The following is a 23922-nucleotide window of genomic DNA, read 5'->3' on the forward strand; positions in this document are numbered from 1 at the left end:
CGGGGGGAGGGGGTGCGAGCAGGGCGCGCGGCCTTCCGGTTCCTTCTGCGACCCGAGGGCTTTTTATCTCGAAGCCTGCTCGGGGTCTCGAACGACGCCCCGCCGGAGGGGGAGCGGAAACGCCGTTCGTATTCAGTGCCGTTTCCGGCCTTAGGAGGGGTAAACGCCCCCTTAGATCTTGCCCACGAGGTCGAGCGAGGGCGCGAGCGTGTCGCTGCCTTCTTCCCATGCGGCCGGGCAGACCTGGCCGGGGTTTTCGCGGACATACTGCGCAGCCTTGATCTTGCGGACGAGTTCGTTCGCGTTGCGGCCGACACCTTCGCAGGTGATTTCCATGATCTGGATCACGCCATCGGGATCGACGACGAAGGTCGCGCGGTCGGCCAAGCCCATTTCCTCACGCAGCACGCCGAACTGTTTCGACAGGGTGTGAAGCTGGTCGCCGAGGAAGGCGAACTTGAGCTTGCCGATCTTTTCCGAAGTGTCGTGCCACGCCTTGTGGCTGAAATGGGTGTCGGTCGAAACACCGAAGACTTCGACGCCCATCGACTGCAGCATGTCGTACTTCTCGCCGAGATCTTCGAGCTCGGTCGGGCAGACGAAGGTGAAGTCGGCCGGATAGAAGAAGAACACGGCCCACTTGCCGGCGATATCCTCGTTGGTGACTTCGAAGAAATCCTTGCCGGTCTGGAAGGCGGTGGCTTTGAACGGCTGGATGGTCGAACCGATGATACCCATTGTGATTTTCCCCATTGTTGAAGGTTGAAACTGACGATGCCCAGATAGAGGCTATTGCAGCGCACAAAAGCGGGAATGTGCGATTGCAACAATCGATTTTTTCAATCGACCGAACGGGAACCCATCGGAATTGTTCCTTGCCCCGCGATATGTCGGCCAGAGTAGCGGGAAACGGGCAGGTTTTGCTTTCCGCGGTCCTGCGGCTAGGGTCGCGGTGGATTTTTCGATCCCAGGGGGTGAGCATGAAATCGATCAGGTCCGCGGTGAGTTTCGCTGCAAGCTGCATGGCACTGACCGCTCAGGGCGCGCTGGCAGCCGATTGCGAGGCGCTCGCGCGGATCGCCAAGGCCCAGCCGGGCTACTTTGCCGATCTCGAGGGTGACCGGCGCAGCAAGGGCGCCGGCTTTCTCGTCGTCTACGAGGCGAAGGCGGGACCGCGCAGTGCGGGTTATTCCACGGGCGACTGCGGGGTCTGGGCCTATTCGACCTCCAACGTGCGTTACCGCTGCATCCGCTCCTTCGAGGACACCGCCACGCTCAAGGCCGAATTCGACGCGGCGAGCGACGATCTGGCCACCTGCATGAAGGAGATTTCGCGCTCCTTCACGTCCAACGCCCGGATGGAAGCCGCGTTCGAACTGCCGCGCTATCCGGGGCGCGCCTTTCGCCTGACGACGCAGCGGCGGGGAAACACGCTGCAGATGGTGCTCGCGATCATCCGTTACGATCGCTGAGCGCGGGCGCTCAGCCCAGCCGCATCATCCCGCGCCGCGCGACGGTGACGAAAGTGGCGAGAAGCGACAGGGCATAGAGGCCGGTGAGCAGGTCGAGCGGCTGCGGCCCGGGGATGTAGCCGAGATGGGCCAGCATACCCCAGCCGCCGAGCACCGCGAAGGCGAGCAGCGCGGTGAGCGAATTGGCCTCGGTCGTCACTGCCGCCATCAGCTCGTCCGACAATTTCCAGGAGCGCCATGCGAACATCGCCCCGCCCAGCAGCCCGCCGAGCGCAATTGCAAGGGCAAGCGGCGCGGCAAGCGGACCGGGCGCGGCCAGCGCCAGGGCCATCAGCGCCGCGCCCCACAGCGCCATCGCGGCGCACGAATTGACGAGCACGGCGCGCATCTCGGCGAGTTCGCCTTCGTCCTCGACATTGAGATAGCGCGCGCCCGCCTTGGGATTGAGCGTTCCGAGCAGCGTCATCAGCGCGATGAGCACGTAAAGCCCGCCCCCGATCAGCGCGATCTCGGCCGAAGTCGACAGGCCGCCGACCCAGCTCACATCGGCGAAGGAACCGAGCGCGAAGGCCGCCCCGAAGCCGAAGACCCCGCCGAACATTGCCGGGACCGCGACCTTGCGCCAGATCGCCTTGCCCTCGGGCTGTTTCGCATCACTCATCATCAATCGGCTCCCAATGGTCGATGAACAGGTCGGGCACGCTCACCGCGAACAGCTTGGCCATGCGCAGCGCGAGCGGCAACGAGGGGTCGTACTTGTCGGTCTCGACCGCGTTGATCGTCTGGCGCGACACGCCGAGCCGCCGGGCGAGTTCGCCCTGGCTCCACCCGCGCGCCTCGCGGTGCTGTTTCAGGCGGTTTTCCAAAGCGCATCCCTCGGGCTCGCGGCGAATCGCCGCCTGACAAGAGCTCTTTACTGTAAAGAGGTCTTGTCAGTCAAGAGTCCTTGTCAGGCGCGCTATTCGCCTCCGGCCCCGTCCGTCGCCTTCGGATCGGACGGATCGCGCGGCGCCCACCAGGGACGGCGGTGCTTCTGCTTCATGTCGGCTGGCAGCACGCCGTCCAGCAGCAGGTTGGCAATCACCGGCCCGTCCTCGGTCATGGTGATCCAAAGGAAGTGGTCGAACTCACCGTAATCGACTCCGCGATTTGCCGAGACTCCGCCGGTCGAGGCGAGCGTGATGCGATGCTGGTGCGGCACGCCGGGCGTTTCCTCGTAGTTGTAGACGTGCTCGTGCCCCGACAGGAAAGTGTAGGGCCGACGCCCCAGTATTTCCTCGACCTTGTCCCATTCGCTCGGGCTGCGCGTGTGTTTCGGCCAGGGCCCGGTCGCGGGAACATCCTCGCCTTCGTTGGGCCGCACGAAAGTCTCGAGCCAGAAGGGGCGGTGCATGAACAGGAAAGTCCAGCGCGCGTCCTCGTTCGCCTTCAGCGTCTCATCCAGCCAGGAGAGCTGCTTTTCCTGTTCCTCCGCCCAGTCGCCGCCGCGCTTGCCGTAACCCTCCAGCCCCTCGCGATCGAACAGCGCGGAATTGAGCACGATGAAAAGCGCGCCCTTGTAGGTGAACGAGTAGTAGGACGCGCCGAGCCGTTCGGCCCACAGCGCCGCCATCACCTCGTTCGAATAGTCGTGATTGCCCGGCACGTAGAAGAAGGGCGAATCGAGCGTTCCGATCATCCGGTCGATCTCGTCCCATTCGCGCTCGAGCTGGCGGCGATCCTCGGTATAGCCTTCGATGAGATCGCCGACGCTGACGACGAAGGCGGGCTGGACGAGGTCGATTTTGTCCATTGCGTCCTGCCACACGCCCGGCCGGTGGCCACCGGTGCGGTCGGAGACGACGACGAAGTGAAAGCGCGCCTCGGCATCGAGCGCCTCGAGACTGGTCCAGGGCAGCCCCCCGCTCTCGCTCCCGCGCGCCTCGGGCGGGACTTGCGCCTCGATGCGGGGGCTTGCCTGCGGCACCTCCCCGTCCGGCGTGTGGCCGGGATGGGCGGCCAGCGGGGCGGCGGCAAGAATGGCGGCGAGCATTGCTGCACGGATCATGGGCACCTCCTTCGATCGCGGAGGCGATGCGCCGAGAATGTTACCCCCGCGCTACGTCAGCGGGTCGAGGGCGCTGTCGCGTGCGCTGTTGGAGTGAGGGTTGGTCGCGCTAACGCTACGCCACTTGAGCGCGGTCGGTGTCGCGCTAACGCTACGCTACTTGAGCACGGTCGGTGTCGCGCTACCGCTACGCTACTTGAGCGCGTTCCTGTTGCGCTACCGCTAAGCTACTTGAGCGCGGTGCAGCATCTTGTGGTCCGCCAGCACCAGCGCCATCATCGCTGCAACCACCGGGGTGCCGCGGATGCCGACGCAGGGATCGTGGCGGCCCTTCGTGCGCACCTCGACCTGCTCGCCATCGGCCGTGATCGAGGGGACGGGAGTGAGGATCGAACTCGTCGGTTTGAACGCCACGCGGCACACCACCGGCTGGCCTGTCGAAATGCCGCCCGCTGTTCCGCCCGCATGGTTGCTCGCGAAGATCGGCGGGGCGCCCGGTGTTTCGCCCGGGGTCATGGCATCGGCATTCTGCTCGCCCGTCAGGCGCGCCGCCTCGAAGCCGTCGCCGATTTCCACGCCCTTGACCGCGTTGATGCTCATCATCGCGCTCGCGATGTCGGCATCGAGCTTGGCATAGACCGGTGCGCCCCAGCCCGCCGGGACCCCGGTCGCCACGCATTCGACCACCGCGCCGAGCGAGGAACCGTCCTTGCGCGCTTTCTCGACCTTTTCCTCCCAGCGCTTCGCCGCCCAGCTGTCCGGGCAGAAGAAAGGGTTCTTCGCGATCTGGTCGTAATCGATCGCTTCGCGCTCGATTCTGTCGCCGCCCAATTCGCAGACATAGGCGTGAATCGTCACTTCGGGAATGATCGCCCGCGCGACCGCTCCGGCCGCGACCCGTGCAGCCGTCTCGCGCGCGCTGGATCGCCCGCCGCCGCGATAGTCGCGGATGCCGTATTTGGCATCATAGACATAATCGGCATGGCCCGGGCGATAGCTCCGCGCGATTTCTGAATAATCCTTCGACCGCTGGTCGGTGTTCTCGATCATAAGGGAGATCGGCGTGCCGGTGGTCGTCTCCTCGAACACACCGGACAGGATGCGGACCTGGTCGGCTTCCCTGCGCTGCGTCGTGTAGCGGCTCTGCCCCGGACGGCGCGCGTCGAGGAAGGGCTGGATGTCCTTTTCGCGCAAGGTCAGGCCCGGCGGGCAGCCGTCGACGACCGCGCCGAGCGCCGGCCCGTGGCTTTCCCCCCATGTCGAAAAGCGCAGCACGCGCCCGAAAGTGTTGAAGCTCATATGCGCCAAGCCTTAGCGGATTCGCGGCCCGTGTCGATATTTCCGCAACTGCGAAGGGCGAACCGCCGACGATAACACGCGCATCCGTCTGGCAATCCGTGCGGGTTTGGGCGACAAGACTGCGCTCAAGCAGCGAAGCGGTAGCGTAGAAGAGGACGCTCAAGCAGCGAAGCGGTAGCGTAGAAGAGAACGCTCAAGCAGCGAAGCGGTAGCGCGGAAACAAACGATGATTGCAAAGCTGAAGGGCCGTCTCGATGAAACCGGCGAGGACTGGGCGATCGTCGATGTCGGCGGCGTCGGCTACCTTGTCCATTGCTCGGCCCGCACATTGAGCGCGCTGGGCGAGGTGGGCGAGGCCTGCACCGTCCACACCGACCTTCAGGTGAGCGAGAACGACATGCGCCTTCTGGGCTTTGCACAAGGCGAGGAGCGCGACTGGTTCCGGCTGCTCACCAATGTGCAGGGCGTCGGGAGCAAGGTGGCGCTCGCGATCCTCTCCGCGCTGTCGACCGGCGAATTGCGCGATGCCTGCGCTGGCGGCGATGCGGCGCAGGTGGCGCGGGCGAACGGCGTGGGGCCCAAGCTTGCCGGGCGGATCGTCAACGAATTGAAGGACAAGGCGGGCGCGCTTCCGGGCGGCTCCGGTGCGGGCGGAATGGCCGCGAAGATGGCTCCGGCAGGCTCGGCCAGCGCGGACGCGGTGAGCGCGCTCGAAAATCTCGGTTTCAAGCCCGCTATCGCCGCGCAGGCCGTCGACCGCGCACAGGCCGAACTGGGCGAGGATGCGGGCGAGAGCGAGCTGATCCGGGTCGCGCTGAAGCGGGCGGCGGGGTGAAAGGAGAGAGATGGGTCCTTTGGAAGACATATCTGCCTCAGCAGCGGTGGTTGGCATCAGCGTCCTTTTGGCGTTCAACTTCCACGCAGGCGGAAGGCACGCATATCGGACGGGCTTCTACTGGTCATTCGGCAACCTTGCTCTTTCAGTCGCTGTAGTGGCTGGGAATTTCGGCACGCTCGTAGGCGGCTGGTGGGCTATCCCATACCTGTTTGGGCTTTCCAGCGTAGCATACTTCACCACGCTTGGCGCACTTGTGACGTTCAAGAGCCCAAAGAACGTCGAATGCTTCCGTTGCTTGTATGTAGATATTCCCAGAGAGACCGACGAAGATTTCACTCCTTACAGTGAATCTGAGTGGAGAGCGTTTCGATCACTAGACTTCGAGACGAAGAAGGCTCGAAAGCCTTGACCGACCCCGCCCCCCTCCATTCCCCCGCGCCGCAGCCCGGCGACCCCGACGCCGCGCTGCGGCCCAAATCGCTCGCCGAGTTCATCGGGCAGGAGGCCGCGCGCGATAACCTGCGTGTCTTCATCGAAAGCGCGAAGGGCCGGGGCGAGGCGATGGATCACACGCTGTTCTTCGGCCCGCCCGGGCTCGGCAAGACGACGCTCGCGCAGATCATTGCGGGCGAGCTCGGCGTCGGTTTTCGCGCGACCAGCGGCCCCGTCATCGCCAAGGCGGGTGATCTTGCCGCGCTGCTCACCAATCTCGAGCCGCACGACGTCCTGTTCATCGACGAGATCCACCGGCTCAATCCCGTGGTCGAGGAAGTGCTGTATCCTGCGATGGAGGACCGCGCGCTCGACATCATCATCGGCGAGGGACCCTCGGCGCGCAGCGTGCGCATCGACCTGCCGCCCTTTACCCTGATCGGCGCGACCACGCGGCAGGGCCTGCTGACGACGCCGCTGCGCGACCGGTTCGGCATTCCGGTGCGGCTCAATTTCTACAGCCATGACGAGCTCGACCTCGTCGTCACGCGCGGGGCGCGGCTGCTCGGCCTCGCCATCGAGCCCGAGGGGGCGCGCGAGATCGCCCGCCGCAGCCGGGGCACGCCGCGAGTCGCCGGGCGGCTGCTGCGCCGTGTGCGCGATTTCGCCCATGTCGCAGGCGAGGGGACCGTCACCAAGGCCATGGCCGACGATGCGCTCACCCGGCTGGAGATCGACCGGCTCGGGCTCGATGCAATGGACCGCAAATACCTCACCATGATCGCGACCACCTACAAGGGCGGGCCGGTGGGGGTCGAAACGCTCGCCGCAGGCCTTGCCGAGCCGCGCGACACGGTCGAGGAGGTGGTCGAGCCCTATCTCATCCAGCTCGGCCTTTTGGCGCGGACCGCACGCGGGCGCGTGCTCAACGATGCGGGATGGGAGCATCTCGGCCTGTCTCCACCCGGGGGTCCGAGCGACAGTCAACTCGGCATGTTCGGCGAGCAGGATTGAGCCGGGCCGCTTATGAACCACGCGGTGAGGCTTTATTAACCACAAGCCACCCCTGCGGCTAACGGTCCGGGCGTTTTCGGTGCCGGAATGGGACAGCCCCTTGTAAAAACCGTGATTTCGCCTCGTTTTCGGTCATTGTGAGTTTGCAGGGGTGGTTAACGGCGTTGCCCCGGTAACGCTTTCACCCTCACACAATGTCTGCACTCCCGTCCCGGCTCAGGTTCGCTGTCCGGGATTGGCGTGCCGAACGTATCGAATTTCGAGGTGGGTCCATGTCGCTCAAACTGGCTGCTGCAAAGCTTTCCGCTACCGCTGCGGGCGTGGCGCTGATGACCGGCGGTGCGGTCCAGGTCGCCCAGCAGGGCGGTGCGGTGCGCACGGCCGAGCCGATGACGACTGAGGAGCCCGAATACACGACCGGTCTCGACGGCCGCCTCGTCGAACGCGAACGGCAGGGCAAATACATCAAGACCGCCCCGCGCATCGCCGAGCCGAAATATATCAAGACTCGCCAGCGCACCATCCCCGAGCCCGAGCCGCGCCGCCGCCGCATCGTCGAGCGCACGATCGAGTGCCAGCCCTATGCCGGCGCGCCCGGCATGGCGACGAGCGCGCCCGAAGGCGCGGTCCAGGCCTATTTCGATCCCGAGGAATGTCCCCCGATCCAGCAGGTCGCCTATGCGCCCGCCCCGCTGCCCCCGCTGCCGCCTGTCCGCGGTGGCGGCGGTGCGGCCCCGCTCGTCGTTGGCGGCGGGCTCGGCGGTTTCGGCGGCGGTTTCGGAGGTGGCTTCTTTGGCGGTTTCTTCGGCGGCGGTGGAGGCGGCGGATCGTCCTCGGGCGACGTTTCGGTCTCGACCACGACGTCGACTTCGGGCGGGTCGACATCCGGCGATGTCAGTTCGTCGGGCGATGTAAGCTCCACCAGTGGCGGCACGACCACCGGCGGCACGACCACCGGCGGAACTACTAACGGCGGAACGACGAGCGGCGGCGGCACCAGCGGGACCGTCATCGATATCGATATCGACAATTCGACCTCGACCACCTCGTCCTCGGGCACGGTGACTTCGACCTCCTCGACGGGCTCAATCTCGTCTTCGAGCGGCGAGGTTTCCTCGAGCAGTTCGAGCGGCGCGGTTTCCTCGAGCAGTTCGACCGGCGCGGTCTCGAGCACGTCGTCGTCTTCGTCCGGGGACGTGTCGTCAAGCACCGGTGCGGTCTCGAGCAGTTCCTCCACCTCGGGCGACGTATCCAGCAGCACCGGCTCCGTATCGAGCAGTTCGTCCACTTCGGGCGACGTTTCCAGCAGCACCGGCTCCGTATCGAGCAGTTCGTCCTCTTCGGGTGACGTCTCCAGCAGCACTGGCTCCGTGTCATCGAGTTCCGGCGACGTATCGAGTTCTTCGGGCGGCGTTTCTTCGAGCACGGGCGGTGTTTCCTCGAGCACGGGCGAGGTCTCTTCGAGTACGGGAAGTGTCTCCTCGAGCACTGGCGGGGTTTCCTCCAGCACCGGCGGCGTTTCGAGCTCGTCCGGTGGTGTCTCCAGTTCCTCGGGCAATGTCTCGAGTTCGACCGGCGGCGTCTCGAGCAGCACGGGCGGAGTGTCGAGCTCGTCCGGTGGTGTCTCCAGTTCCTCGGGTAATGTCTCGAGTTCGACCGGTGGCGTCTCGAGTAGCACGGGCGGAGTGTCGAGCTCGTCCTCTTCGTCCTCTTCGAGTTCCAGCTCGTCCTCCAGCTCTTCTTCCTCTTCGAGTTCGGGCGGGGCGACCAGTGGTGGCGGTTCGTCGGGCGATCTGACAAGCAGCACGAGTTCGTCGACCAGCTCGTCTTCCTCCTCGTCCAGTTCTTCGTCCAGCTCCGGTTCGACCACGGGCGGTGCGACATCGGGTGGGGGGACGAGCACCTCCTCTTCCTCTTCCTCTTCCTCCAGTTCGTCGAGCTCGACCTCGGGCGGGACCAGCAGCGGGGTCGAAGTGCCCGCGCCCCCCATGGTCGGGCTGTTCGGGCTCGCGGCGCTGGCAATCCTGCGCCGCCGTAAGGACAAGGCAGGCAAGCGCAAGACGTTGGAAGCCTGAAGCCGGCCGACTCCCCACCGCGCTGCGGCAGCGCAGAGTTTCTTCCCTGACAAGGTTACGCAAAGCCCTCCGCCCTTGGCGGTGCGTGGAAGGGGAGCGGGTCTATTCGGGCAGGATAAGCTCGCCGTCCGCCTGCTCCCAGGCGACAATCCCGCCCGCGAGGTGCGCGACCGACCCGCCGCTGGCCGCGGCGAGTCGCTTCGCAGCAAGCGCCGAACGCCGACCCGAGCGGCAATAGAACACGACAGTTTCGTCCGCTGACAGATCGATCGAGGCCGGATCGAATTCATCGAGCGCGATATGCTCGGCTCCCGGTATCATGCCTTCGACCACTTCCGCGTCGGTGCGCACGTCGATCAGGCGCACCGCGCCTTGCGCAAGCAGCGCCTCGATTCCGGACGGGGCAAGATCGACGACCGATGGCGCAGGCGCTGCGATCCCACCCTGCGCGGAAGCCAGCTCGAACCCGAAGGGCGAGGCGGGCGCGCGCTTCTCCTCGGCTTCCTCGGCCGCGGGGGCGCAGGCTCCCAGCGCGATCAGGGAAAGGAAAAGCACGCGTCGCATGGATCGTCTCCGGTTGTCGTCAGCGCTCAGGCGGCGAGCTTCCTCAGCACGTAATGGAGGATGCCGCCATTGCGGTAATACTCCATTTCGTTCGCCGTATCGATACGGCAGAGCGCGCTGAAGGTGAATTTCGTCCCGTCCTTGCGCGTGACCTCGATTTCCACGTCCTGCGCGGGGGCGAGATCGGCGAGGCCCTTGATGCTGAAAGTGTCGTCGGCGGTGAGACCGAGCGTCTCACGGGTGTCGCCGTCCTTGAACTGCAAGGGCAGCACGCCCATCCCGACGAGGTTGGAGCGGTGGATACGCTCGAAGCTTTCGACGATGACCGCGCGCACACCGAGGAGGATCGTGCCCTTCGCCGCCCAGTCGCGCGACGAGCCGGTGCCGTATTCCTTGCCGCCGACCACGATCAGCGGCGTGCCGTCTTCCTTGTGCTTCATCGCCGCGTCGTAGATCGCCATCTGCTCGCCATTATAGGTGGTGTAGCCACCCTCCACGCCGGGCACCATTTCGTTCTTGATGCGGATATTGGCGAAGGTGCCGCGCATCATCACCTCGTGGTTGCCGCGGCGCGAGCCGTAGGAGTTGAAATCCTTCTTCTGCACCTGGTTCGCAATCAGGTAGGAGCCTGCCGGGCTGTCCTCCTTGATCGAACCGGCGGGCGAGATGTGGTCGGTGGTGACCGAATCGCCGAGGATCGCGAGCGGCTTCGCATCGACGATGTCGGTGATCGGCGCGGGCGTCATGTCCATCCCTTCGAAATAGGGCGGATTGGCGACATAGGTGGACCCGGCGCGCCACTTGTAGGTGTCGGACGGCTCGACCGTGATCGCCTGCCAGTGCTCGTCGCCGTCATAGACATTGGCGTAGCGCGATTCGAACATCGAGCGGTCGATATTGGCAGCCCGGTGCTCGGCAATCTCGGCATTGGAGGGCCAAAGGTCGGCGAGCATCACGTCATTGCCGTCCTTGTCCTGCCCGAGCGGTGTAGTGGTGATGTCCTCGGTCACCGTGCCCTTGAGCGCATAGGCGACCACCAGCGGCGGCGAGGCGAGGAAGTTCGCGCGCACGTCGGGAGACACGCGGCCTTCGAAATTGCGATTGCCCGACAGGACGCTCGCCGCGACGATGTCGTTGCTGTTGATCGCCTCGCTGATTGGAGGGGCGAGCGGGCCCGAATTGCCGATGCAGGTGGTGCAGCCATAGCCAACGAGATCGAAGCCGATCGCGTCGAGATCGTCCTGCAGGCCCGATTTGACGAGGTAATCGGTGACGACCTGCGATCCCGGTGCAAGGCTGGTCTTGACCCAGGGCTTGGGCTTCAGGCCCTTTTCGTTCGCCTTGCGCGCGACGAGACCGGCGGCGATCAGCACGTCGGGGTTGGAGGTGTTGGTGCAGCTGGTGATCGCGGCGATCACCACGTCGCCGTCGCCGATGTCATGATTGGCGCCCTCGACGCCGACGCGCAGCGGCTTGTCCTTCTTGTAAATCGACTCGAGGTCGCGGTTGAACAGCTCGCCCACCTCGGGGAGGATAACCTTGTCCTGCGGGCGCTTGGGCCCGGCAAGGCTGGGGACGACGCTCGCCATGTCGAGTTCGAGCGTCTTGGTGAAGACCGGCTCGGCCTCGGGGTCGAACCACATGCCCTGTTCCTTCGTATAGGCTTCGACGAGGGCGATGGTCTCTTCCGAGCGGCCGGTCAGGCGCAGGTAGTCGATGGTCGCATCGTCGATGCCGAAGAAGCCGCAGGTCGCGCCGTATTCGGGCGCCATGTTGGCGATCGTCGCACGATCGGCCAGCGTGAGATTGGCAACGCCGGGGCCGTAGAATTCGACGAAACGGCCGACAACGCCGACTTCGCGCAGCATCTGGACGCAGGTCAGCACGAGGTCGGTCGCGGTCACGCCCTCGGCCATGCGGCCTTCGAGCTTGAAGCCGACGACTTCGGGGATGAGCATAGAGATCGGCTGGCCGAGCATTGCGGCCTCGGCCTCGATCCCTCCGACGCCCCAGCCGAGCACGCCGAGGCCGTTGATCATCGTGGTGTGGCTGTCCGTGCCGACGCAGGTGTCGGGATAGGCCACCATCTGGCCGTCGGGCCCCTTGGACGACCACACACCGCGCGCGATGTGTTCGAGGTTCACCTGGTGGCAGATGCCCGTGCCCGGCGGCACGGCGGAGAAATTCTCGAAGCTCTTCGAACCCCACTTGAGGAAGTCATAGCGTTCGGCATTGCGCTCATATTCCAATGCCATGTTCGCTTCCATCGCCTTGGGATGGCCGAATTCGTCGACCATGACCGAGTGGTCGATCACGAGGTTCACGGGAACCTGCGGATTGATCTTCTGCGTATCGCCACCGAGCTTCTTGATCGCATCGCGCATCGCGGCGAGGTCGACCACGCAGGGCACGCCGGTGAAATCCTGCAGCAGCACGCGCGCGGGGCGATACTGGATCTCGCTGCCGGTCGAGGGATCCTTCTGCCAGTCGATGATCGCCTGGATGTCGTCCTGCCCGACGGTGAAGCCGCCGTCCTCGAAGCGCAGCATGTTTTCCAGCAGCACTTTCATCGAGATGGGCAGCCGCGACACGTCGCCCAATTGTTCGGCCGCCTTGGCGAGCGAATAATAGGCGTATTCCGTGCCGCCCACATTCAGCGTCGAGCGGGTGCCCAGCGTGTCCTTGCCGGTATCGGTCATGTCGTATCCCATCCTTCTGGCTGTCGCCCTTTCCTAGGCTGGAAAGGGGGCCGGGCACCGCAGCGGCCCGGGTGAATTCGTCGACCGCGCAATTGCTGGACAGCGGGGCCTAGGTCAAGGGCGGGCGAGGGCGCGATCGGATGGAATCAGGCCTTTGTCGGATCGTTCGCGTTTTCGGACGCGACCGGCGACGGGGCGGGGCGGGTGACCAGCCAGCAGCCCGCCACGATCAGCCCCGCCCCGGCAAGCGTCGGCCATGTCACGGCCTCGCGGAAAAAAAGCCAGCCCAGCAGGCTCGCCCAGAGAAATCCAGAATATTCGATCGGGACCAACGCCTGCGCCTCCTCGCGGGCATAGGCCCAGGCGATCGCCATCGCTCCCGCCACGCTCAGCACCCCGGCGGCAGCGATCCCGCCCATCACCTCCGGTGCCGGCGCCTGCCAGGCGAAGGGCGCAAAAACGAGCAGGACCAGCCCGCCGATCCCGGAATGAAAGGTCGCGACCTCGACCGGCCCGGCAAGCTGGCTCTGGCGGCGGATGACGATGAAATTGTAGGCGTAGAGCACCGCGGAAAAGGCCAGCGCGGCAAGGCCGAACCCCGCATCGGCATCGAATTCGCCCTTGCCGATCCGCCCGCCGACGATCACCAGTGTTCCCGCAAGGCCGAGCAGGCTCGCCCCCACCGCCTCGCGCCGGATCGTCTCGCCGAGCAGGAGATGCGCGAAATAGAGCGCGAGCAGCGGCGCGATGAAGGACAAGGCAATGGCTTCGGCCAGCGGCAGCTTGGTCAGCGCGTAGAAAAAGGACAACGCCATGAAGGCGGAGACTACGCCGCGCTCCAGATGCAGCCGCAACACAGCTCCGCGCGGCCAGGCGGGCCCGCGCGCAAGCCAGAAGGGCGCGATCAAGGCCGCCCCGATCAGCGAGCGCAGCATGGTTGCGCTATAGGCCCCGGCGGCCATGGCGGAGCCTTTCATGAAAGCATCCATCAGCGCAAGGAAGCCAACCCCGGCGAACGCCGCGATATAGGGCGCGAGCCGGGCTGTGCGCGCGAGGTGCGCCGGCGATGAGGCGGTATCGGGCATGGCTGGCACCTTACGTAGTCCGCCGGGCGCGCCGCGTCACGCGCCGAGCGGGCCGTCTCGCGATTCGCCCGCAATCGCGGATTCAGCCCAGCGAAAGCCATCGCCATTGATAGGGGGGGCGGGGTGGGGGTATACCTGTAAGGACAAACAGAACAGAGCCGCGCCCCATGCGCGCAGGACGGACGGGAAACGAGACATGACAAATCGGGCGAAACTGCTGGCGGGCGGGCTGGCCGCGCTCGTGCTCGGCCTTGCCGGAACGGCGGGCGCGCAGGATGGCGCGGGCGGGGCCGAAAACCTGCTTCCGGGGGAGCAGGAAGCAGGTACGCCGGACGAGCCCGACGCGCCCGACGCATCGGACACGCCCGAACCCGGCGCGCGTTTCGAAGAGGCTTTTCCTCGCATGATCTCCGATCCGGTGGTGCAGGGCGATCTCGATCCGCCCGGCCCTCTGGTGGCGCAATGGTCGCTTTCCCAGGCCGAAAAGCTGGTCGCCTTCATCGAGGGCATTGCTGTCGAAGGGCTCGACCCGGCCGATTACGACCTCCAGGCGCTCAGGACTGCGCTCGCTTCCGGCCCGTCCGAAGAGCTCGATGCGCTCGCATCGAAAAACTTCGTCTGGCTGGTGGAGGACCTGCGCGACGGGCGCACGCCGATGGAGGCGCGCAAGCAGTGGTTCGTGATCGATCCCGACCGCGATCGCTATCGCACGGGAGACCTGCTCGAAAAGGCGCTGGAAAGCGGCGACATTGCGGGCACGCTGACCAGCCTCAACCCGAGTTATCCCGATTACGCCCGCCTGCGCGATGCGCTCGCCGCGACCCCTGCCGAAGAGGTCGAAAAGCGCAAGCTGATCCGCGCCAACATGGATCGCTGGCGCTGGCTGCCACGCGACCTGGGCAAGCTTTATCTCATCACCAATGTGCCCGAATACCAGCTGCGCCTGACGGTTGGTGGCAAGCCGCTCAAGACCTATCGCACCATCGTCGGAAAGCCAGGCCGCACCGCGACGCCTCAGCTGGCCGAAATGGTCGAAGGCGTGGTCTTCAACCCGACCTGGACCGTGCCGCAGTCGATCGTGAAGGGGGAAGGGCTGGGCCAGCGCGTGCTGAACAATCCATCATGGGCGCGCTCGAAAGGCTATAAGGCGACCAGGGGGGCGAACGGCTATATTTCGGTCGTGCAGCAGCCGGGGCCGACCAATTCGCTGGGCCGGGTAAAGCTGGAAATGCCCAACCGCCATGCGATCTTCTTCCACGATACGCCTTCGCGCCACCTTTTCGCGCGCGACAGACGCGCGCTCAGCCACGGCTGTATCCGCACCGAGCGCGCGCTCGAACTGGGCATGACGCTGGCGATCCTCGGCAAGGGCGCGAGCCGCGACGAGGCGGTCGCGATCTCGACCTCGGGCGAATACACCAAGGTCATGATCGAGCGCGAGATCCCGGCCTACATCACCTATTTCACCTACGGCACCAACGTGGAGGGCGAGATGACGCAGTTCGAGGACATTTACGACCGCGATGCCCCGGTGCTGGCGAGCCTCGACAAGCCGCGCGTCGATGACCGTCCGGGCGCGATCGACGACGAGGTGATCGTGATCGAGAACGATCCGAGGGACGAGGGCTGACGGCCGGAGTGGTCCGCCTCAGAACGAGCCGGGCGCGAAGCGCTGCAGGTCGCTCGGCTTGCTCGGGCGCAGCGGTTCGAGATTGGCGGAGCGGAAGCTCCCGTCTTCCTGCAGGCCGAGGCTGTCGGCGAACAGCAGGCGCCCGCCCGACAGGTTCATGAGCGCGATGCGGAACTGCTCCTCGCCCATGGCGAAACACCCGTTCGACCGGCCGAGCCGGCCCCAGCGATCGATATGCGAAGGCTCGGCATAATCGGCGCGGTGCATGACGATGTAGCGGCGAAGCGCGTTGTCGTTCGTCTCGTCCAGCCCACCGAGGCGCACGCTGGTGCCGTAGCGGCCCTTGTACCACTCCCAGGTGACATAGGCTCCGCGGCTTGTCGCGTTCGAGCCTTCGACATTGGAATAGCGGTTGAGCACGCCGTCATGCTCCGGGTCGGAACCCGCGCCATGGCTGACATGGTAGGAGTGCACTTCCTGAAGGGCGAGATTGACGAAATGGAACCGCCGCTCGGCCGAATGGACACCGTAATCGGCGATGCCGACGATGTCGCGTTTCCAGATCGCATCGCCCGCCCTTTCCAATTCGCGCTTGGCAATGGCGAAGAGCGCGCGGTCGCGCGGGCTGCCCTTGATCGGCTGAGCGGCGAGGCGGGCGGCGGGAAGGGCGAGCAAGGTCCCGGTTGCCAGCGTGCCCTTGATGAGATCGCGACGTTTCATATCACTGCAATATATAGCGCGAAGCTTGCTCTTGCGTGAGCCTTTAATTGCGGTTGGCCGCATATCAGGGTCATTCCGTAGCTTGGCCGTGCCCCTTCGTCGGCAAGTCGCGGTTCTTCGCGGTTCGCCAAAGGCTCAGGCCGCCGCGTGGCTTGTCGGCATGCCCGCCTCGTGGAGCGCCCTCGCTTTCGTGCCGAGCGCCATGACGCCCGGCATGTTCGCCGCGATCACCTCGCCAAGCTCGGTCAGAGCGGCGAGGCGCGGATCGCCTCGCGCGACCATGGCGGCGATCGCCGGGCCGGTGGGATGAAGGCGGCTTCGCGCGTTGAAGGCGCTGGCCTTCGCATCCTCGCCCAGTCGTGCCGAACTCAAAAGGTTTTCCATCACCGCATAGGGAAAGGTGTCGGGTGTCCCGGTCAGCGGTGTCGGCGGGCAAAGGGCGTTGCGCTCCTCGTCCGTATCGTAATTCGCTTCGAGGAAGGCGGCGAAGGCGGCGCTGTAGGTGACCCACGGCGACTGCACGAGCTGCGGCGTGATCCGCCCCGGTTCGAAAAAGGGACGAGGTTCCTCGCGCGGCCGGAACGGGACGGCGGTGGCGGTGCAGTCGATGAAAAGCGTGTTTTCGGGCAGGTCGAACGCCTCGTCGGCGAATTCCATCCGTCCCGGTGCGATTCGGGTGACATGGCCCTGACGAAAGACCTGTTCGATGCGCCGGAGCATGTCGACCTCGCCTTCGGATATCACCGCGTAATGGAACATGGTCGGCACGGTGTCCCGGTCGATCCGCAGCATGACGCCGCGCTCTTCGAGCTTTGCGAACATTTCCTGCCCGGTTGCGGACGCAGCGGCACATTCGACCAGCGCGCGCTGATAGCCGAGCAATCTCTCGAACTCGGCGCTGGCGGGCTGGAGAACCCAGCGATTGAACATCCACGAATCGCGCGGACGGACCCAGCCGATCCTTTCCGGCGCCACGCCCGCCTCACGCAGCCATACGCCCGCATCCATCGCAGTCTTCCCGGCGCCCAGGATGACGTAGCGATCGGGCAGTCCGGCGGGATCGCGCACGAGGGCGGGGAGCTCGCCGGGAATGGCGAAGCGCGTGCCTTCCGCGATCTCGAAGGACGGGGTGTGCGTGGCGGGCACAGAGGTCTGAAACCAGGTCGCGTCGACGATCTTGCGCCGGACACGGACAGTTCGCTCCTCGCCCGACAATATGCCGCGCAGGCGGTGCACCCCGCTTTCCTCGCTGCGATAATCGGTGAGGGGATGATAGGCCACGCGCCCGCTCGGCAGCAGCCGCTCGTTCATCAGCTTGAGGTAATAGGCGAGGATTTCCGGGTGCTTGGCGAGCGGGTGCATCCCCGCATTATGGCCCTGCGTATCGACCCGTGCGGAGCAGAGCTCCATCGAGTTGACGCCGTAATTCGTGCTCGGCTGGTGCAGGGAGACATAGGGATAGGCGTCGACCCAGTGACCGCCCGGCCGCGCGCGGCGATCGACGATGGTAATATGGCAGTCCGGGTCCTCGTCGAACAAGGTGTCGACGAAAGCGAGGCCGACGGCACCTGCGCCGATGACGAGATAATCGGTTTCGGAAATGGTCACGGCTGCCCCTCTTCCTCGTATGCCTCATCCTTCGGGAAAAAGCGTGGGAGACGTGCAACCCGTCGACAGTCGGAATACCACGACCGGCACAACCCGGCAAGCAGCCGGACTGCGGGTCTTCAGCGCGCCGGCTGCCCTTGGTATCGCGCGTTTTCGTCGGCCATGGCGAGCATCGAGCGGGCATGGCGGCGGGCGACCTCGCGCTGGTCCTCGCCATATCCGCCGCCCAGGGCGCTGGCGACCGGAAGGCCGCGCCGCCGTGCCTCGGCCACCACGAAACGGTCGCGCAGGGCGAGGCCCTCATCCGTCAGCGCGAGCCGTCCGAGCTTGTCGTTCACATGCGGATCGACCCCCGCCTGATAGAGCACCATATCGGGCGCGAAGTAGTCCATGATGCGCGGCAGGTGGGCCGCAAGCGCCTCCATGTAGCCATCATCGTCCAGCCCGTCGGGCAGCGGCACGTCGCAATTCGAGCGCGCCTTGCGCACCGGGAAATTCTTCTCGGCATGAAGTGACAGGGTGAAGATGTCATCGCGCAGGGCGGTGAGGCTGGCGGTCCCGTCGCCCTGGTGGACATCGAGATCGACGATCAGGATGCGCCGGGCCGATCCCTCCGCGATCAAGCGATTGGATGCCACCGCGAGATCGTTGAACACGCAATAGCCTGCGCCGGTATTGGCTAGAGCGTGGTGGCTCCCCGCCGCGCTGTTGGCGGCATAGCCATGGGTCATCGCCAGATGCGCCGCCAGCCACGTCCCGCCATTGGTGTGCCGCACCCGATCGCGGATTCGCTCCGTCACGGGAAAGCCGATGCGCCGCTCCTTTTCGCGCGGGACGCTGGCGGTGAAGACCTCCTCGACATAGTGCGGATCGTGCACCGCCTCGAGCCATTCGCGCGGGGCAGGCTCGGGCGCGTGCTCGGTGATGGGTGCTCCGCCCCGTTCAGCTTGGGCGCGCAGTTCCTCCATCACGAGGTAGTACTTGTCGAACTTGAACGTCCCGCGCTCAGGGCGCGGGGCCATGTAATCGGCGTGGTGGACGACGTGCAGCATCAGGCGGGCAGCATCAGGCGGGCAGGGTTTCCCGCTCCACCGCCTCGATCCCGAGCCGCGCCCATTCGAGCATGGCTTTCGAGCAATGCTGGGCTTCGGCGGGCACCTTGCGAAAGGGAAAACGATGGATATTCGCCGATGCGAGCCGCGGTAGGAACCGTGCAGCTCCTATCCGGTCGAAGACAGGATCGTTTACTTCGTCCGACTTGATAAACAGCCCATCCAAACTGACCACGCCCATGACCCGGTCGTGATAGATCAGGGTTGCGGTCTGGCCCATGCAATAGCGCGCCTTGATCGCGCCCAGGGGTCGCAGCGTGTGGAGCACTTCGAGAACGTGGTCGCGCAGGGTCATGCCTCGACCTCCGCCAGCCGCTCAAGCTCTGCGAAAATCGCCGCCTCGCTGCGGCTGGACGTATTGCGCCAGGTCGTCGCGGTCTTGGCGTTGATGAGCGTTCCGTCTGCCGTCAGCACGAGCAGGTTGGGCGTTCCCGGAAGCTCATCGAGCCCGAAGCGGCGCGCCACGGCGAGGTTATGCCCGTCGCCGGTTTGCGGCATGCCGATATTGACGAAGACCAGTTCGTATCGCTCCGCCACCAGCTTGCCGATGCGCGGGCTTTCCAGCCATCCGGCGAGCGCGCGGCTGTCGTGGCACCAGTTCGCACCCATCACCAGCAGGACGCGCTTGCCCGAAGCGTCGGCGCGGGCAAGCGCGGCTTCGACGTCGGCCATCGCGTCCTCGGACACGTCGAACACGGCGGCTTCGGGATAGGCGGGCGCGGGCGGCGCGGTCGCGCAGGCAGCGAGCGCTAGCGCCGCCGCTGCGGCCATGGTGGAACGCATCACTCGCGCTGGTCCTCGATCCTCAGCTGGCCGATGCGCAGGACATCGACCTTGGCATCGCGGATACGCAGACGCTCCACTGCGAGCCGGGCGATGGCGATCGTGCCGATCGCGACCGCACCCACGGCGAGCGCACCGACCGCAAGCGCGCCGATCGCGGCGGCCCCGCTCGACACCGCGCCTGCCGAAGCGACGCCGATCGCACCGGGGCGCGCAGGGGCGGGACGTTTTGCCAACTTACTCGGCGGCCTCGGGCGTTTCCTGGGCCGCGTGCGGGTCGAAGGCGACCTGTTCGCCGGCCTCGATCGCGGCGGCCTTTTCCTCGACCAGGCGCACGATGTGGTCGAGCATGTCCTCGTCGTCGATCGCGTGCGCCTTGACGCCGGACAGGTAGACCATGTGCTTGCCATTGCCCCCGCCGGTGAGGCCGATATCGGTCTCGCGCGCTTCGCCGGGGCCGTTGACGACGCAGCCGAGCACGGAAAGGCTCATCGGCGTCTTGATATGTTCGAGCCGCTTTTCGAGCGTTTCGACCGTGCGGATCACGTCGAAGCCCTGGCGCGAGCAAGATGGGCAGGAGACGACGCGCACGCCGCGAGTGCGAAGGCCGAGGGCCTTGAGCATTTCGTAGCCGACCTTGACCTCTTCCTCGGGCTCGGCCGACAGCGAGACGCGCACCGTGTCGCCGATCCCGGCCCAGAGCAGCGAGCCGATGCCGATGGACGACTTCACCGTCCCGCCGATCAGCCCGCCCGCCTCGGTGATGCCGAGATGCAGCGGGCAATCGACCGCATCGGCAAGACCCATATAGGCGGCGACCGCGAGGAAAACGTCGGAGGCCTTCACCGCCACCTTGAATTCGTGGAAATCGTGGTCCTGCAAAATCTTGATGTGATCGAGCGCGCTTTCGATCAGCGCCTCGGGGCAGGGTTCGCCGTATTTTTCGAGCAGGTCCTTCTCCAGCGACCCTGCATTGACCCCGATGCGGATTGCGCAGCCATTCGCCTTGGCCGCACGCACGACTTCGGCGACGCGGTCGGCCGAGCCGATATTGCCCGGATTGATCCGCAGGCAGGCCGCGCCCGCATCGGCGGCCTCGAGCGCGCGCTTGTAGTGGAAATGGATGTCGGCGACGACCGGGATGCGCGAGGCGCGGGTGATCTGCCGGAAATTTCGGGTCGATTCCTCGGTCGGGCAGGAGACGCGGATGATGTCGCAGCCGACATCCTCGCAGCGGCGGATCTGGTCGATCGTCGCCTTCACGTCCTCGGTCGGGGTGTTGGTCATGGTCTGCACCGTGATCGGCGCATCGCCGCCCACGGGCACGTTGCCCACCATGATCTGCCGGCATTCACGCCGCTCGATATCGCGCCAGGGTCTCACAGACATGGGACTGGATATAATCACGAGAGCGTTTCGGGGCAATGACATGCTTGTTTCGGGTCAGACCTCCCTCCCGCTTGACACCCGGCCTCCCGCGCGCTTGCCTTGCGCCAAAGGGAGAGACGCCATGCTTCAGGGATCGACCGCCGAATTGCGCAGCGAGCGCGCCAGCCTGCTGATGCGGGCGGTGGTGTGGCTGATGAAACGGCGAAAGCCCGTCTTCCCGCACAGCCCCGAAGGCTTCCGCGAAAAGCTCGCCCGGCGCGAGCCGCCGCAGGACGCGCCCATGCCCGCGAAGTTCGAGCAGCGCTTCACCGTCGAGCGGCGCACCGTGGAGGGGCAGGAGGTCGTCACGCTCCACCCGAAATCCGGCCCCGGCGAATGGCACATGCTCTATTTCCACGGCGGCGGCTTCGTCCTGCCGATGTTCGACGTGCACTGGCCGCTCGCCGCGAAGCTGGTCGAGACCTGCGGCCTGTCGATCACCCTGCCGCTCTATAATGTCGTCCCCGAAAGCCCGGCGAGCGTGCAGGACGCGCTCGCCCATGCCTGCTTCGCGCAGCTTGCCGAGGCCCACGCGCCCGAAAGAATCGTGCTCTGCGGCGACAGCGCCGGCGGGCACATGGCGCTCGCCCTCGCGCTGCGGCTGGCGCGCGCCGCAGGACCGCAGCCGGGGCGGCTCGCCCTGTTCGCGCCGTGGCTCGACCTTGCCATGAAGGACGAGGCGATGCGCGCGGTCGAGCCGCATGACGCGATGCTCAAGATCGGCACGCTGCGCGCGGCGGGGGAAATCTATGCAGGCACCCGCGACCCGGCGAGCGCCGAATGCAGCCCGCTCTACACGCCGACCGAGCAGCTCGCGCAGCTTCCCCCGACGCGCATCTGGACCGGGCGGCACGATCTTTTCATCGTCGATTCGCGCAGCTTTGCGGGGAAGTTGCGCGATGCAGGGGTGGATGCCAAACTTTACGAATACGAGGCCGCGCCGCACGTCTTCATGGCGATCACGCCCACGCGCGAGGCGAAGGACGTGTTCGCGCTGATGAAGGGCTTCCTGGGAAGCTAGACGGGGTAGCTCACGCCCGTCATCCGTTCGCTCATTTCCCACAGCCGCGCCGCCGTGGGCGGGTCGAGCGCATAGGGACGCACGCCGTGATCGGTCGCCTCGGCGTCGATCTCGGCCTCGCCACAATCCTCGCAATAGAACCCGCCGCGCCCCTCGACCGTGTCATTGGTTGCCGCCCAAATGCTCGTGGCCGCACCCTGCGGGATCGATTTCCAGGCGAAATCCGGGTCGCTGTGCGCGATGTTCTGCATCAGCGCCTGCGCCATTTCCTCGGTCAGGTGGCGGCCGAGATTGGTGTCGATCCCGCCGGGATGGACCGCATAGGCGTGGATGCCCCGGCCCGCATAGCGGTTTTCGAGTTCGACCGTAAACAGCACGTTGGCTGTCTTGGACTGGCCATAGCTTGCCCATGGCTCGTAATCGCGCCGCTCGAAATGCGGATCGCCCAGATCGACCCCCGCCATCTGGTGCGCGCGGCTCGACAGGTTGACGATGCGCCCGCTGCCGGGCCGGCCCGAAGCCGACTCGATTAGCGGCATCAGCCCGGCGGTGAGCGCGAAATGGCCGAGATGGTTCGTCCCGAATTGCATTTCGAACCCGTCCTTGGTGTGTTCGAAGGGGCAGGCCATCACCGCCGCATTGTTGATGAGCGCGTCGATCGCCTCGAACCGCTCGCGCGCTTCGCCCGCGCAGGCGCGCACGCTGGCAAGGTCGGCGAGGTCGCAGGTGATCGTCTCGACCCGTTCGCTGCCGGTGGCCGAGCGGATCGCGTCCGCCGCATCGCCCAGTTTCGCAGGGTTGCGCCCGGCAAGGACGACAGCAGCGCCCTTCGCGGCGAGCGCACGGCCCGATTCACGCCCCAGCCCCGAATTGCCGCCGGTAATGAAATAGGTCCGCCCCGCAAGGTCCTTGCCCTCCAGCACTTCGTCGGTGGTGGTATCCTTGCCGTAAGCCATCATGCTCTCCCATTTGCCCGCTTGGCTTGATGCGCAGCTTTGGGTTACGCGTGCAACTCATGAAAAAGGCCATGTTTGCAGCGCTTGCCGCGCTTTTCGCCCTCTCCGCGCCGGTTGCTGCGGAGGACCACGAGAAACCGGAATGGTCGATCGCGATCCACGGCGGGGCGGGGACGCTCGACCCCGACCGGATGACCCCGGAACGCCGGGCCGCCTATGAGGCTGCGCTGCAAGAGGCGCTCGATGCCGGGGCGAAGGTGCTTGCCGAGGGCGGCAGCGCGATGGAGGCGGTGAAGGCCGCGATTCTTCCGATGGAAGATTCGCCGCTGTTCAATGCGGGCAAGGGCGCGGTGTTCACCTGGGATGGGCGCAACGAACTCGATGCCTCGATCATGGATGGGCGCGACCGCAGCGCCGGGGCGGTGACGGGCGTGACGACGATCAGGAACCCGATCCTGCTCGCTGACACAGTCCGCACCGAAAGCGAGCACGTCTTCCTGATGGGCGAGGGGGCGGAGCAGTTTGCAGTCGAACAGGGGATCGAGACCGCGCCGCCGGAATATTTCGCGACCGAGGCGCGCAGGAAATCGCTCGAACGGATGAAGTCCGAGGAACTCTCCGCGCTCGATGTCGATACCAAGTTCGGCACGGTGGGCGCGGTCGCGCTCGACCAGGACGGCAACCTCGCGGCGGGGACTTCGACCGGCGGCATGACGGGCAAGCGCTGGGGCCGGATCGGGGATACGCCGGTGATCGGCGCGGGGACCTATGCGGACAATCGCTCCTGCGCCGTTTCGGCGACCGGATGGGGCGAGTATTTCATCCGGGTGGGCGTGGCGATGAATATCTGCCTGCGCCTTGCCTATGGCCAGCAGATCGTTTCTGCGGGCGATCCTGAGGGCGAGAAGGATCATTCCTTCATCGCGCAGGGCATTGCCGACGCAGTCATGGCCGAGGTCAAGCAGCTCGGCGGCGATGGCGGGGTGATCCTTGTCACGCCCGAAGGCCATGCGATCTTCAGCTTCAACACGACGGGCATGTATCGCGGCCGCGCCGACAGCAGCGGCATGAGCGAGGTCGCGATCTTCGGCGGCGACGTGGAAGCGGGCGCATCGAACACTCCCGACCACTGAGCGCGC

General features: G+C 65.8%; 24 protein-coding genes. 7 read left to right on the forward strand and 17 right to left on the reverse strand.

Annotation, left to right across the window (positions count from 1 at the left end; all coding sequences use genetic code 11):
- Positions 1–171: 171 nt before the first annotated feature.
- Complete coding sequence (gene ahpC, locus RIB52_RS00700; RefSeq protein WP_350171880.1) at positions 172–738, reverse strand: alkyl hydroperoxide reductase subunit C; 567 nt, start codon at positions 736–738, stop codon at positions 172–174.
- 242 nt (positions 739–980) lie between these two features.
- Here ahpC and RIB52_RS00705 point away from each other — a divergent pair, with 242 nt between their 5' ends.
- Complete coding sequence (locus RIB52_RS00705; RefSeq protein ID WP_350171882.1) at positions 981–1472, forward strand: hypothetical protein; 492 nt, start codon at positions 981–983, stop codon at positions 1470–1472.
- 10 nt (positions 1473–1482) lie between these two features.
- On the opposite strand, the gene RIB52_RS00710 is transcribed toward RIB52_RS00705, so the two are convergent.
- From RIB52_RS00710 to aroC, 4 genes are all read right to left on the reverse strand, one after another.
- On the reverse strand, positions 1483–2133 hold the full coding sequence (locus tag RIB52_RS00710; protein ID WP_350171884.1) for a hypothetical protein: 651 nt from the start codon (positions 2131–2133) through the stop codon (positions 1483–1485).
- Entirely contained in the window at positions 2126–2338 is a 213-nt protein-coding gene (locus RIB52_RS00715) for a helix-turn-helix transcriptional regulator (RefSeq protein ID WP_350171886.1), read from the reverse strand. Before RIB52_RS00715 ends, RIB52_RS00710 begins: the two co-directional genes overlap by 8 nt.
- A 92-nt stretch (positions 2339–2430) precedes the next feature.
- Positions 2431–3519, reverse strand: coding sequence for a metallophosphoesterase family protein (locus RIB52_RS00720; protein ID WP_350171888.1), 1089 nt, complete (start codon positions 3517–3519; stop codon positions 2431–2433).
- Positions 3520–3741: 222 nt separating this feature from the next.
- Entirely contained in the window at positions 3742–4818 is a 1077-nt protein-coding gene (aroC, locus tag RIB52_RS00725) for a chorismate synthase (RefSeq protein ID WP_350171890.1), read from the reverse strand.
- Between the two features lie 226 nt (positions 4819–5044).
- Here aroC and ruvA point away from each other — a divergent pair, with 226 nt between their 5' ends.
- The 3 genes from ruvA to ruvB are packed head-to-tail and all read left to right on the forward strand — an operon-like array spanning position 5045 to position 7102.
- Entirely contained in the window at positions 5045–5653 is a 609-nt protein-coding gene (gene ruvA / locus RIB52_RS00730; protein WP_350171892.1) for a Holliday junction branch migration protein RuvA, read from the forward strand.
- Between the two features lie 19 nt (positions 5654–5672).
- Complete coding sequence (locus tag RIB52_RS00735; protein WP_350171894.1) at positions 5673–6065, forward strand: hypothetical protein; 393 nt, start codon at positions 5673–5675, stop codon at positions 6063–6065.
- The gene (gene ruvB / locus RIB52_RS00740) at positions 6062–7102 is read left to right on the forward strand and encodes a Holliday junction branch migration DNA helicase RuvB (protein WP_350171896.1); all 1041 of its coding nucleotides are present in this window, start codon (positions 6062–6064) and stop codon (positions 7100–7102) included. The genes RIB52_RS00735 and ruvB overlap by 4 nt, the downstream gene beginning before the upstream one ends.
- Before the next feature lie 676 nt (positions 7103–7778).
- Here the strand turns inward: ruvB and RIB52_RS00745 are convergent.
- The 4 genes from RIB52_RS00745 to RIB52_RS00760 all read right to left on the reverse strand — a co-directional run bounded on the left by RIB52_RS00745 (position 7779) and on the right by RIB52_RS00760 (position 13525).
- The gene (locus RIB52_RS00745) at positions 7779–9092 is read right to left on the reverse strand and encodes a hypothetical protein (protein WP_350171898.1); all 1314 of its coding nucleotides are present in this window, start codon (positions 9090–9092) and stop codon (positions 7779–7781) included.
- A gap of 187 nt (positions 9093–9279) precedes the next feature.
- On the reverse strand, positions 9280–9741 hold the full coding sequence (locus RIB52_RS00750; RefSeq protein ID WP_350171900.1) for a rhodanese-like domain-containing protein: 462 nt from the start codon (positions 9739–9741) through the stop codon (positions 9280–9282).
- Positions 9742–9767: 26 nt separating this feature from the next.
- A complete protein-coding gene (gene acnA, locus RIB52_RS00755; RefSeq protein WP_350171902.1) occupies positions 9768–12440 on the reverse strand; it encodes an aconitate hydratase AcnA in 2673 nt (890 codons plus the stop codon).
- A gap of 146 nt (positions 12441–12586) precedes the next feature.
- The gene (locus tag RIB52_RS00760; protein ID WP_350171904.1) at positions 12587–13525 is read right to left on the reverse strand and encodes a DMT family transporter; all 939 of its coding nucleotides are present in this window, start codon (positions 13523–13525) and stop codon (positions 12587–12589) included.
- 196 nt (positions 13526–13721) lie between these two features.
- On the opposite strand from RIB52_RS00760, the gene RIB52_RS00765 reads away from it, so the two are divergent.
- Positions 13722–15155 carry a L,D-transpeptidase family protein gene (locus RIB52_RS00765; protein ID WP_350171906.1) on the forward strand — a complete coding sequence of 478 codons (1434 nt, stop codon included), beginning with the start codon at positions 13722–13724 and terminating at the stop codon, positions 15153–15155.
- 18 nt (positions 15156–15173) lie between these two features.
- Here the strand turns inward: RIB52_RS00765 and RIB52_RS00770 are convergent, their stop codons facing one another.
- From RIB52_RS00770 to ispG, 7 genes are all read right to left on the reverse strand, one after another.
- Positions 15174–15875, reverse strand: a complete 702-nt coding sequence (locus RIB52_RS00770) for a murein L,D-transpeptidase catalytic domain-containing protein (protein WP_350171908.1) — start codon at positions 15873–15875, stop codon at positions 15174–15176.
- 135 nt (positions 15876–16010) lie between these two features.
- A complete protein-coding gene (locus RIB52_RS00775; protein WP_350171910.1) occupies positions 16011–17483 on the reverse strand; it encodes an NAD(P)-binding protein in 1473 nt (490 codons plus the stop codon).
- Positions 17484–17602: 119 nt separating this feature from the next.
- Positions 17603–18535, reverse strand: a complete 933-nt coding sequence (locus RIB52_RS00780; RefSeq protein WP_350171912.1) for a histone deacetylase family protein — start codon at positions 18533–18535, stop codon at positions 17603–17605.
- Positions 18536–18548: 13 nt separating this feature from the next.
- Entirely contained in the window at positions 18549–18890 is a 342-nt protein-coding gene (locus RIB52_RS00785) for a TfoX/Sxy family protein (protein ID WP_350171914.1), read from the reverse strand.
- On the reverse strand, positions 18887–19378 hold the full coding sequence (locus RIB52_RS00790) for a thioredoxin family protein (protein ID WP_350172012.1): 492 nt from the start codon (positions 19376–19378) through the stop codon (positions 18887–18889). The genes RIB52_RS00785 and RIB52_RS00790 overlap by 4 nt, the downstream gene beginning before the upstream one ends.
- On the reverse strand, positions 19378–19614 hold the full coding sequence (locus RIB52_RS00795; RefSeq protein WP_350171916.1) for a hypothetical protein: 237 nt from the start codon (positions 19612–19614) through the stop codon (positions 19378–19380). Before RIB52_RS00795 ends, RIB52_RS00790 begins: the two co-directional genes overlap by 1 nt.
- Before the next feature lies 1 nt (position 19615).
- A complete protein-coding gene (ispG, locus tag RIB52_RS00800) occupies positions 19616–20767 on the reverse strand; it encodes a flavodoxin-dependent (E)-4-hydroxy-3-methylbut-2-enyl-diphosphate synthase (RefSeq protein ID WP_350171918.1) in 1152 nt (383 codons plus the stop codon).
- A 121-nt stretch (positions 20768–20888) separates the two neighbouring features.
- Between ispG and RIB52_RS00805 the strand changes: the two genes are divergently transcribed.
- Positions 20889–21827 carry an alpha/beta hydrolase fold domain-containing protein gene (locus RIB52_RS00805; RefSeq protein ID WP_350171920.1) on the forward strand — a complete coding sequence of 313 codons (939 nt, stop codon included), beginning with the start codon at positions 20889–20891 and terminating at the stop codon, positions 21825–21827.
- On the opposite strand, the gene RIB52_RS00810 is transcribed toward RIB52_RS00805, so the two are convergent.
- On the reverse strand, positions 21824–22783 hold the full coding sequence (locus RIB52_RS00810; protein WP_350171922.1) for an SDR family NAD(P)-dependent oxidoreductase: 960 nt from the start codon (positions 22781–22783) through the stop codon (positions 21824–21826). The two genes, RIB52_RS00805 and RIB52_RS00810, sit on opposite strands and share 4 nt — an antisense overlap.
- Positions 22784–22842: 59 nt before the next feature.
- Between RIB52_RS00810 and RIB52_RS00815 the strand changes: the two genes are divergently transcribed.
- On the forward strand, positions 22843–23916 hold the full coding sequence (locus RIB52_RS00815) for an isoaspartyl peptidase/L-asparaginase family protein (RefSeq protein WP_350171924.1): 1074 nt from the start codon (positions 22843–22845) through the stop codon (positions 23914–23916).
- Positions 23917–23922 lie beyond the last annotated feature (6 nt).

Source organism: Erythrobacter sp., assembly GCF_040217515.1.
In the GTDB taxonomy this organism is placed as follows: Bacteria; Pseudomonadota; Alphaproteobacteria; order Sphingomonadales; family Sphingomonadaceae; genus Erythrobacter.